The organism is Arenibacter sp. 6A1 (genome assembly GCF_012272855.1).
Taxonomy (GTDB): Bacteria; Bacteroidota; Bacteroidia; order Flavobacteriales; family Flavobacteriaceae; genus Arenibacter.
The window spans coordinates 324,161-336,512 of sequence record NZ_JAAXCQ010000002.1; the positions used below are offsets into that span (position 1 = coordinate 324,161).

General features: G+C 42.3%; 5 protein-coding genes. 2 read left to right on the plus strand and 3 right to left on the minus strand.

All coding sequences use genetic code 11. The features are described 5' to 3' along the window. Positions 1-11: 11 nt before the first annotated feature. From HCG49_RS02785 to HCG49_RS02795, 3 genes are all read right to left on the minus strand, one after another. Positions 12-3,050, minus strand: a complete 3,039-nt coding sequence (locus HCG49_RS02785) for a SusC/RagA family TonB-linked outer membrane protein (RefSeq protein ID WP_168468032.1) — start codon at positions 3,048-3,050, stop codon at positions 12-14. Positions 3,051-3,289: 239 nt separating this feature from the next. Then, positions 3,290-6,055 carry a Two component regulator three Y domain-containing protein gene (locus tag HCG49_RS02790; protein ID WP_240938617.1) on the minus strand — a complete coding sequence of 922 codons (2,766 nt, stop codon included), beginning with the start codon at positions 6,053-6,055 and terminating at the stop codon, positions 3,290-3,292. Between the two features lie 696 nt (positions 6,056-6,751). Beyond that, a complete protein-coding gene (locus HCG49_RS02795) occupies positions 6,752-7,495 on the minus strand; it encodes an SOS response-associated peptidase (protein ID WP_168468033.1) in 744 nt (247 codons plus the stop codon). Between the two features lie 118 nt (positions 7,496-7,613). Here HCG49_RS02795 and dinB point away from each other — a divergent pair, with 118 nt between their 5' ends. Next, the gene (gene dinB / locus HCG49_RS02800) at positions 7,614-8,828 is read left to right on the plus strand and encodes a DNA polymerase IV (protein ID WP_168468034.1); all 1,215 of its coding nucleotides are present in this window, start codon (positions 7,614-7,616) and stop codon (positions 8,826-8,828) included. Further along, positions 8,828-11,794 (plus strand): DNA polymerase III subunit alpha, encoded by a 2,967-nt coding sequence (locus HCG49_RS02805; protein WP_168468035.1) that lies wholly within the window; start codon positions 8,828-8,830, stop codon positions 11,792-11,794. Before dinB ends, HCG49_RS02805 begins: the two co-directional genes overlap by 1 nt. Positions 11,795-12,352: the final 558 nt, after the last annotated feature.

Below are 12,352 nucleotides of genomic sequence, written 5' to 3' on the forward strand. Positions count from 1 at the left end.
CAAGCTTTTTATTATATCTTAATATTCACACCCAAGGTATACACGCCAGGAATTGGATACGTCTGATTATCTCTACCATCCGACACCTCGGGAGTAAAGCCATTGTAATCGAACAATGTCACTGGTCTCTCGGCGGTCAGGTAAAATCTGATATTTGGATTAAATTTTCCTTTTAACTGCGGCATGGTATAACCTAATGTCACATTTTGTAACCTCACAAAATCGCCCTTTTCTACAAAAAAACTATTCAGAAACTGATTGCTCCATGGATTCCTTATGCCTCTTGCCGAAGGGTAGGTATTGGAAGTCCCCTCACCGTGCCAACGGTTGATAGCAAAATCCCTATCAATATTAGGATCGGGAGTTTGGCGAATTGCAAATCGTTTTTGGTTTGCAATGACATTGCCTCCCTGCCCAATTACGTTTAAGGAAAAATCCCATGTCTTATAGTTAAGCCCTAGGTTAAAGCCAAAGGAATAGGTAGGCAAATAGGATCCCAAATCTACCCTGTCCTGGGCATCGATTGCCATATCACCATTATGGTCTACAAATCTAAAATCACCGGGCTGTACAACCAAGCCATCTGCAATAGCCGCTTGTGCTGCAGGATCTGCCTGAATCTCCTCTGGAGTCTGATATACCCCTGCCACCTCAAGCCCATAAAAAGGACTTATGGTCCCCCCTATTACGGTCCGTTGTGCAGTGTCTCCCCCTGAGGTCAAATTTTCCTGTCCGGCAAGATCCAATACTTCATTTTTCAAGGTTGAAAAATTTCCTCCAATGCTATAGCTGAAATTTTCTGAAACTTGATTGTTCCAATTTAATACCACCTCAAAACCCGAGTTTCTGATTTTCCCAACGTTCTGTCTAGTTTCTCCAGGCACCAAGAGCCTCGAAACCGGTATTACGGCATCCCTTGTTTCCCTATTAAAATAATCGGTTTCAATAGATAATTGATTGTCGAACATCCTTGCAGAAATACCGGCATTTGTTTCAGCAGTTACCTCCCATTTTAAGGCTTCAAAATCACTGCTGGTCACCAATCCTGGATATCGTATATCCCCAAAAGCTGCACTGACCTCATTCGAGGTTATTCCTCCAGTACTGGAATTTACATTTGCATTTCCTAATTCTCCCCAGCTAGCTCTTAGCTTTAAGAAATCGAATACCCCTTGGTTTTCCATAAAGGATTCTTCAGAAAGGACCCAACCGGCGCCTACCGTAGGGAAATAACCCCACTTTTCCTGATATTTACTGGTACCATCAGCACGAAACGTACCGTATAATAAATACTTACTATCAAAATTATAAGCGATACGCCCAAAATAGGAGAAGAAGTACTGTTTGACCCCGTTATCCCCAACGCCATCTACATCTATAGTTTTTGCTAAATCTAAATAATAAGATTCGTCCCCAATTCCAGGACCATTTGGAAAGTTAATACCTTTGGCTTCTAACTGCTCCAAAGATCTATCTCTAAAAGAGGTTCCTCCCAAAACGGTCAAATTATGTTTGCCGAAACTGTCGTTATAGGTTATTGTATTATCCCAAGTTTGCTCGGAAAACGTTTCATTGCGCTTCACCAACTCTGCATTTTCCCTAAAAGCATTTCCATTCCCAAAAAAGAAAGGTAGTCTTACTTCCCTAGTTTCCAGGGTTTCAAAATTGTGGGAGTAAACTGTTTTAAAAGTTACTTTATCAGGAACTAGTTGATAGCTTAAATCAAAGGTCATTAAAGTATTGCGTATTTTGTCCCTATTCTCCGTATTTTCCATGATAGGAAAAGGGTTCTGAGTCCCCCTGTAACCTAAATCCTGTGCATTGGCATAAGATCTTGGAAAGGCTTCTGTTTTGGATGGATCAAGAACAGGCATCGTAGGCACTGCAAAATAGGCCAACGCAAAAGCGGTGTTTTCTGGACGGTATCTGGTAGCATTGCTCAATAGTGTAGAGACACCTACCTCTAAACGATCGCTTATATCAAAATTTAATTTTGTACGGATGTTGAATCGGTCGTAGTCATTCTTCATTTTAAGAATTCCTTCTTGTTCAAAATAACTTAGTCCCACGGAGTACGTAGTGCCTTCTGTTCCTCCTGTAATACCCAGACTGTGGTTTTGTTGAAGGGCATGGCGTAAAACCAAATCATACCAATCCGTATTCACATTGGGCACGTTAGGATTTATTCTACTCCTTCCATAGCGTTGGATGGCGTTTTCTATAAATTGTGCTTCTGCGACAGAACCGGACTCTCTGGCCAAGGTGGCAAATTGTTCGGAATTTGATAAGGTTACAATATTTTGGGCGACTTGAACACCTTGATAACCATTATAAGTTATTTGCGGTTTCTGGTTTATTTTACCAGATTTAGTTTCAATAAGCACCACCCCATTTGCAGCCCTTACCCCGTAAATTGCGGATGCCGAAGCATCTTTAAGGATCGAAATGGTTTCAATATCTTCACTGTTCAAAAAATCGATATCATCAAAGAAGGTTCCATCCACTACATAAAGAGGATCAGAGGCACCGCCAACATAAGACCCTATACCACGAACTCTAATAGTGGGTGCAGCACCTGGAGCTCCACTACTGACCACTTGTAAGCCCGCCACTTTTCCTTGAAGTGACTGCATGGCCGAACCGGAAGGTGTTCTGGTAATATCCTCAGATTTAATAATGGAAATAGACCCCGTTAAATCTGCTTTCTTTTGTGTACCATATCCAACGACCACCACCTCATCCAACGCTTGGGCATCTACCTGAAGTTGTATATTAAAGGAGGTCTTTGCATTAACAGGAATTTCCAAAGTGGTAAATCCTAGATAACTTACGACCAAGGTGCCATTGCTCGGGACATTGGAAAGTACAAAATTCCCATCAAAATCGGTCTGTGTTCCTGTAGTTGTTCCTTTAACAATCACGGAAGCCCCTGGCATGGGCTGATTGTTATTATCGGTTACCGTACCGCTTATAGATAAATTATCCTGACTGTAAGTAAACCATTGAAACAACAAGAACGAAATTAACAATAAAACGCTTTTTATTTTCATAATTGCCTAAAAATTGAGTTAGTTGATTACTAAATTAACAAAACGTTAACCCAATAGGCTTTGAGTAGGGTACATAAAAACTACATCAGAAAAAAATAAGGGCTTAAGCCCCGTCCTACAAGTGATTGCAGTAGTAAAGATTAGTGTTTATTAAGGTTTTTTAACACTATGATGTACTAATGATGTAGTAGGCAAAAACAGAGTAAAAGCTTAATAATTAAGCGTTTCGCTTTTTTTTCTTACTTAAGCGTAATAAGAAAGTTAGATATATTCTGTTCACTGTCGAGTTCCAGTTTTTTTCGAAGTCGGTAACGATGTATCTCTACTCCTCTTGTACTGATCCCCATCAAGGGAGCTATTTCTTTGGAAACAAGATTCATTTTAAGATAGGCGCATAATTTTAGATCCTTTGAAGTAAGGCCAGGGTAGCGCACCAATAGCGTTTCAAAAAAGTCGTTGTGCAGTTCTTTAAAATTGACTTCAAAATGTCTCCAATCCTCATCGTCGCTAATAGCGCTGTTCAATTTCTTCATAAAGGAACGGTAACGCTGTTGATTATCAAATTTAGATTTGTTCATCAGAAGAAGGTTTTTGAGCTCTAGGATAAGCTCATTCTTTCTGGCCATGCTCATGGTGGTGCTGGTCAATTCCTTCTGTTTCATTTTTATTTCCTTCGCTAACTTTTCTTTCTCTAGTTGGGCCAACTGCTCTTCTTGTTCCCGTTCCAATTTTTCTTTTAAGAGACTATGCTTCCGCTCCAACTTACGTCTGTTGTAGTTTCGCACCATAAAACCTGCCCAAATTGCTATAACCCCATAAATAACAAAACTCACCGTAGAAAAATACCATGGTGGTTTTATCTCGAACTCCAATTGTCGGGACAGGGAACGTACGTTATCTATTCCCACAGTAAAGGCCTTTAACTTGTAACTACCGTAAGGGAGGTTTTGAAACGAAACCACTCCCTTGTCTAAGTTGCCAGATTGTTCCAAGGGACCATTAAGTTCATAATAATATCTAGGCTGTACCAGCTTGGAAGCGGCCATCTCAACCAAAATATTGTGAGAACGTTTATAAGGGATCACAAAGGGCCCTTCACCTAAAGAATATATCTGCTCCTGATCTTTAAACCGGACAAATTTGGGTGCCGTAAGTTCAACGTTTTGAAGATGACGCTTGAGTTTGGCTAGGTTTAATTTACTAAAACCATCACTAAGAGTGAAAAAATAAATACTGTCATTAAGTTGTATGATATTTTGGGACTCTGGCACCAACCTCCTGCCCAATTGCGAATCTTCTAATACAAAATAATCTTTCTTAAGATTGGTTACGAGCAGTTCCTTGGCTCCTTCATTGTCGATAAACCAATAGTGATCGTCATCAAAATGTACCAGCTCTTTATAATTATAATCTTGGAACTCTTCAAAAACAATTACCTTACCTACTATAGGATCGTATTTATACCAAACCCCTTCACTGAAAAGCACGATTTGGTTTTTTATGTTAAAGAGTTTTATATTGTAAATATTCGGAATAGACTCCGGTCCAAATTCCTGCTTCTGCACCACGCTTCTGTAATCATCGCTAAGGGTAATTCGATATACTCCCTTATAAGGATGGGCTACCCAAAGGGTAGTAGGATTTTCAAAACACAAATATTTTATAGGAAAGGATATACCCTGAATGGCCGCTACGGACCATTGTGCTTGTTCGTCCTTTTGGAACCTTGCCAAGCCAGTATAGGTGCCCTGCAGGTAGAGTGAACTAGCCCCAGGCGCTTTTGCGATTTGGTAGCCACCGGAAATTTCGGATATCGGCTTTAAATTTCCCTTATCCAGAATGAAAGTTCCCGTATTATGACCACAGAACAATTCTCCCTCTATCACCTCTAGATCCCAAATATGTCCTTGAGAGCCCTCTACAAACCTAAGCTTCTCCCCTTCAAAATAATAAATGCCCGTATTGCTGCCCAAATATAGGGTTCCACGGTGCAAGGCCACATCATACACCGTCCCCACGACTCCGGTATAATCGGTATAATACGTAAGCGGATTATCTGTTTGCAGCCTATCTATTCCGTTGTCCAACCCAATCCAAAGTTGTTTCTCAAATTGTTCCAGGGCCAAAACGGTATTGTTCTGAAGTCCAACCTCCCTATTTAGGTAATGAAAGGTATTATTTTCCGTGTCAAAAATGTAGATACCGTTCTTAATGGTTCCAAAGGCCAACTTACCACTGTCCAAGAGCAGCATTTGGTTTAACTGGTGCTGTTTCAACTCCTTGTTGATTTCCTCCGCTAAAGGCTCCATCCTGCCTTCGGCTAGCAGATATGCCCCATGTAGCTTGGTCCCTATCAACAACCCGGTAGGAGTAGGTTCCATATCCACAACGATCTTAGTATTTAAGATTTCGGTATCAAGAACAGGGAGCAGTTCCTTATCTTTTATATAACTTAACCCATTTTGTCCCCCGGCAACAACAATCTTATCATCCCAAACGACCATATGGTTCACTACAAAACGAGGTTCCACAATGGAAATTTGGTTTTCCTTATACATATAAATCCCCGAAAAAGACCGGAACACTATGGTATCGCCAAGAGGCAATATTTGCCAAAATTCCTCACTGGTAAATTCGTGGTCCTGGATTAAATGGGTAAGGGAAGTATACTCCAGTCCTCCAAATTCATTTTTTTTCCAAAACCCAAACTCTTCGTAGGAACCCGTATAAATCCTTTCATTGATCCATTTTACAGAACGAATGGTAGTCTTATTGGGCAGTTGATATAATGTCCATTGTTCGCCATTATAGTGTAGTAATCCTTTATTGTTAGCTACGTATAGCTCCCCTTCAGGATCTACGGAAAGGTCCCAGTTTTTACTTGCTGCCTGATATTCGAAGATGCGGTAATTCTGAATGGGCGGAATAAGCACCTGTCCCATCAAAAAAAGAGGAAAGACACAAAGAAGTAAACTAAATATTATGAAGTTTTTTATATTTCCCATACGGATAGCGACTGTATTGTTTTTTTGCTATTGGCAAGGAAGTTACGAAAACTGAATAAAATGATAGATAATAGTTTAAAAGACTTCCATACCATGATAGGCCGCTAAACACAGTAGCCAATGCTGGACCTGGTCTTAAAGTTCGCTTTTTAAAATTTTGGAAAAACCCATTTCAAGAATATTCACTCGAATACTAGTATGTTTTAGGTTCCTTATCACCAATAGGTAAAGAAGATCCTTGTATCCGCTATCGGTCTCGAAGGCCATCTTGGGCAATATAAGAAGGAGTCGTATTAATTTTTATTCAAGGGCTGTAGAAGATCAAGGTGGTAGGGGTGCCGGCTTTTGCAATATGTTCCCCCATTTACATCGGCCGGACTGTTCCCACCAAAATTCGTGTTTACGAAATTTGCCTTATTAATCTTAACACAAGCTACTCACCAGCAACTTAATTAATTCAAACATAGCATTTTAACCCATACTAACATCTTACATTGTATAAACGTAACCCCTGCACTTATAAACGTCCGTAATCCTTTAGGGAAAGTTCTAGAGGCTAACATACAGTACCCCTAAAAAGTATAATCTTTCCATTGTTTTATTACGTTACTCCAAAAAGAATAGCATTATCACTCCAATTGCCTTGTTCTATATTTCACTTTTGATGAGCAGGCCTAAAAGGTATCCGGTATCTCCTTAATAAGAAATCTCAATTTGAGAATAATCTACTTGGGCTATGACCCCCTCCCGGTTAGCCTCTTGTTTTCGACTATAAAGATCCTTGCTCACCGGATAAGCACGAAAGGCCTCGTCCGACAAATCGGTAGCGATCAAGTTTTTTATATCGGCCTCCCCCAAGCTGTCGTCTAACCACGCAGCTATATCGGTATTGTTCAGGATTACGGGGCGGCGGAATTTTTCGTTGTGGATCTTGGCAAATAAGGGCGTAGCCGCCTTGGTAAGTACCGTAAAAGTATTGTACCCGTCTTTGGTCACCGTATAGAGTCCGGCCAGACTTAATATTTCTCGGTCCTTTCTTTCAAAATAAAAAGGCACCTTAAACTTCTTGGGCGCCGTATGGGGTTCAAAAAATCCGTCTACAGGAAGTATACAACGTTTGGTATACACACTGTTTTTATAGATAAAATGATCGAAAAGCTTTTCGGAACGGGCATTGAGGCCGGCACCAAAACGGGCAGCCCCCTTATAGTAATCCTGAAAGTCCGCCCCCAGTTGCTGCGGTGGCATAATGCCCCACATAGAAGGGGTGAGCTTCTCTTTTGCCTCCTGAGGGATAATCCATAACAAAGGATGGTTCCAACCATTGGCATGCGGATATACCAGTTCCCCCTCCGGAGACCTGGCCCCTACCAATTTACTTACCTTATAAAAGAGCTCCAGCTCCTTGGCCTTTCTTGTGACACGCGTACTATAACACATTGGTATTCCCTTTTAAAACTATCCCATTTAAAAATACTGTGTTAAAGTTAAACAATGATTTTCTATTTTTTCTACCTTTGGATATATTCCATATAATTGGATTATATCCATTTTAACAATGAAACAGTCTATTCTACATCTAGATTTGGATACCTTTTTTGTCTCCTGCGAAAGGCTAATCGATAGCCGTTTGCTAAAAAGACCCCTATTGGTAGGCGGTTTGAGCGATAGAGGGGTGGTAGCCGCTTGCAGCTATGAGACTCGAAAATTTGGGATCAACTCCGGTATGCCCATGAAACTTGCCCGCCAATTATGTCCGGAAGCGGTCGTCATTAGGGGCAATTCATCAACCTATACCAAATACTCCCATATGGTGACCGAAATAATAAAGGAAAGAGCCCCCGTATTTGAAAAGGCCAGTATAGACGAATTTTATGTGGACCTGAGCGGAATGGATAAGTTTTTTGGCTGCTACCAATACGCTTCGGAAATGAGGCAACAGATTTTAAAAGAAACCGGACTCCCCATATCCTTTGGGCTATCGCAAAACAAAATAGTTTCTAAGGTAGCCACCGGAGAAGCCAAGCCCAACAACCAGTTACAAATAGATTACGGTTTTGAAAAGCAGTTCCTAGCGCCCCTATCGGTGCGCAAGCTTCCGGCTGTAGGCAAAAAAACCTACCAAACCCTGATCAATATGGGGGTCGAACGGATAAAAACTGTCCAGGAAATGCCCTTAGAACTTATGACGAGCGCCTTTGGTGCCAACGGAAAAACCATTTGGAAAAGGGCCAATGGTATCGATAATCCGCCTCTTATCCCTTTCCACGAACGGAAATCTATTTCTACGGAACGCACCTATGACCGCGATACTATAGATATGGACAAACTAAGGACCACCATAGTGGCCATGACCGAAAATTTAGCCTACCAGCTAAGAAGGGGCAATAAGCTAAGCTGTAATGTTGCGGTAAAGATTCGCTATTCAGATTTTAACACCTATACCAAGCAAAAGCAAATAGCTTTTACCAGCGCCGACCACGTTTTGGTACCTACCGTCCTAGAGCTCTTTAACAACCTTTACAACAGAAGGCTGCTCATCCGTTTGGTGGGCGTAAAATTCAGCCACCTGGTCAGTGGCAACTATCAGATTAACCTTTTTGACGATACCGAAGAAATGCTCGACCTGTACAAGGCCATGGACCATATACGCAACCGGTACGGAGAAAGCAGTATCATGAGGGCGGCCTCTTTAGGGGCCAAAACCATAGGCAGGTTTCACAACCCCTTTTCTGGCGAGCCCCCTATTGTATTAGCGCATAGAAAACAATAATGTATATTAATTGCCATTCATATTATTCCTTAAACTATGGCAGCTTCTCGGAAACAACCCTCCTAGAGCTTGCCCAGGAAAACCATGTGACCACCTTGGCCCTGACCGATATTAACAATACCTCGGCCTGCCTGAATTTTATACGCTGCGCCAAGGACTTTAATATAAAGCCCATTGTAGGGATCGATTTTAGACAAGGGACCGCACAGCAATACGTTGGCCTGGCCAAAAACAACAGCGGTTTCCAGGAACTCAATGCCTTCCTTTCTCACCATTTGAGTCAAGGCATCGATATTCCACCTGAAGCCCCTATGTTTAAAAATGCCTTAGTTATTTATCCCTTCGAAAAGGTATTGCGCCTAGAGAAAACCTCTTTTAAGGAACATGAGTTTATAGGGGTCTCCGTAGCAGAACTTAGAAAACTCCCTTTTTCAAAATACTGTGGTCTAAAAGATAAACTGGTCATTCAGCAAACGGTAAGTTTTAGGAACAAAAGAGATTTTAATACCCATAGGCTTTTGCGGGCTATTGGCCTAAATACGTTATTGAGCAAGCTCCCCCAGGACGAACAAGGGACAGAGACCGATGTGATGCTCCCCTACGAGCAGCTATTGGAGAGTTATAAGGAGTTTCCACACCTGATAGAAAACACCAAAAAACTAATGGCCCAATGCCACATTGAGTTTTCTTTTGGCAACGATCGTCGTTCCCAAAACCAACAATATTACTATCATAGTAAGGAAGAAGATTATGAGCGGCTAAAAAAACTTTGTGAAGCCGGACTCCCCAAACGCTACCCCCATCCTACCGCCCAGGTAAAGGAACGCATGCTACGGGAACTCAAGATTATCTACGAACTAGAATTTGTGTCTTATTTTCTGATCAACCACGACATTGTCAGTTATGCCGCCAGTAAGGACTACCCCCATGTGGGTCGGGGCAGTGGCGCCAACAGTATTGTCGCCTATATTATTGGGATTACGGATGTAGACCCTATAGAACTCGACCTGTATTTTGAGAGGTTTATAAATCCCTATCGGACCTCGCCCCCCGATTTTGATATCGATTTTTCCTGGAAAGAAAGAGACGATGTTACCACCTATATCTTTAGGCGCTTTCCCAATGTAGCACTGTTGGCTACCTACAATACCTTTAAATACCGGGCAGCGGTACGCGAACTCGGAAAAGTCTTTGGCCTGCCCAAGGAAGAAATAGACAAACTCTGCTCTGGCCACTACAGTCTGGATACTTTGGACCAGCTATCGCAACTAGTTTTAAAATACGCCAGCTGGATCCAGGGCTTTCCCAACTATATCAGCGTTCATTCTTCCGGCATCCTTATTCTGGACAAGCCCATACACTATTATTCGGCCACTACCCTGCCCCCAAAAGGCTTTCCTACGGTACAGTTCGATATGATCATCGCCGAAGATGTGGGGATTTTTAAGTTCGATATTTTAGGGCAACGCGGCCTTGCCAAAATCAAGGATGCCATTGCTATTATTAGGCAGAACCAGCCCAATGCCCCACTGATGGATATTAGAAATGTCGCCTATTTTAAAGCCGACAAAAAAATAAATGCTCTCTTGCAACAAGGCCAAGCCGTAGGCGCCTATTATGTAGAGTCGCCAGCCATGCGGGGCCTGCTAAAAAAACTACAGACACAAGATTATTTAGGCTTGGTAGCGGCCAGTTCCATCATCCGCCCGGGAGTATCGAGCTCTGGCATGAAAAACGAATATATCCTCCGCCAACGCATGCCCGAACGTAGAAAACAAGCCAATCCCATACTGTGGAAGATTATGCCCGAAACCTATGGCATTATGGTATATCAGGAAGACGTGCTAAAAGTAGCCCATCACTTCGCCGGCTTAGATTTGGGCGAGGCCGATGTGCTAAGGAGGGGAATGAGCGGAAAATTCAGGTCTCGGGAGGAGTTTGCCGCCGTAGAAGAGAAATTCATCGCCAATTGTAAGGCAAAAGACTATCCAGAGTCCCTTATTAAGGAGGTATGGGAGCAAATCAAAAGCTTTGCCGGTTATGCTTTTGCCAAGGGACATTCGGCCTCCTACGCCGTAGAAAGCTATCAGAGCCTGTATTTAAAATGTTATTTCCCGCTAGAATTTATGGTCGCCGTACTCAATAATGGTGGCGGATTCTATGATGCGGAACTCTATATCCAAGAAGCCAAAAAATGGGGAGCTACTATACATGCCCCTTGTATCAACCTAAGCGACCACCCCAATGTTATTTATGGGAAGGAGATTTATTTGGGCTTCGGCTATTTAAAAAGTTTGGAAAAATTGGTCATCCAACGGCTACTGAGCGAACGTCAACTGCATGGCCCCTACCGCTCCTTTGACGATTTTATAGACCGAGTCCCCATTAGTTTGGAGCAATTAAGCCTACTTGTTCGGATAAATGCCTTTCGATTTACCGGTATTCCCAAAAAAGAACTGCTATGGCATGCCATATTTAAGACCAAGGCCAATAAGGAAAAATCGCCCCAGGCCAGTTTATTCGTTGCCAAACACCGGGCATTTACGATCCCAACACTAGAATCCAATCCCATAGAAGAGGCCTATGACCAAATAGAACTCTTGGGCTTTCCCCTTTGCACCTATTTTGATATGGTTGCCCAAGACCTCCAAGGGGGCATCATGGCCAACGAGCTGTACAAACACAAAAACAAGGAAGTATTAGTGTACGGCGCCATGGTACATACTCGGTACAACACCACCTCCAAAGGCGACAGAATGCGGTTTACTACCATGTTAGATCGGGAAGGCAATTTCTTCGACTGCGTACATTTCCCCCTGGCCATGGCAAAATCGCCCATCCATGGCAAAGGCGTCTATGCCTGTTACGGCACCGTTACCGAGGAATTTGGTTTCTATAGCCTTACCGTTTCTTGGACCAAAAAGCTACCCCTACAAAACGATCCCAGGTATCAGCAAGCCGTATAATATTTTACGGTACACCCCATAGAAGGCGGTTATCTCCATTCTTATACTCCCAAGTGTAATAATTTGGGCGTTCCCTCCTGCGTCGGTCGGGCTTTCCGCTGTATCTTTTTTAAAGGTCTCGTCGCCCTCTAAAAAAGGATGCCGCTGCAATCCCTAACGCAGGAAACAATTAACAATAACCAATTAGCAGTAAACAATTAGCAGTAAACAATGTAAAAAATGTAACAATGAACCGAAGTGGAAATGTACCAATTAATTAATGTAGCAATTGTTTAATGTAACAATTAAGCAATATGCCAATGTACTAATGAGTTAATTCGGGAATATGAAAATGCAACAGAGGATCAATGAAAAAAATGATCTAGTACCAATCATTGGGAGGACGTAGGACGAGGCAAGCTGTTGCTGTTTTCCGTATGCTTCATGAGAATACTTCACTGCGTTCGTATACGGGCAAAAAAAAAGTCCCTTCATTTTCATGAAGGGACTCTTAAAAAAAGGCGGCGGCCTACTCTCCCACTTGGTGTAGCAGTACCATCGGCGCAGACGGGCTTAACT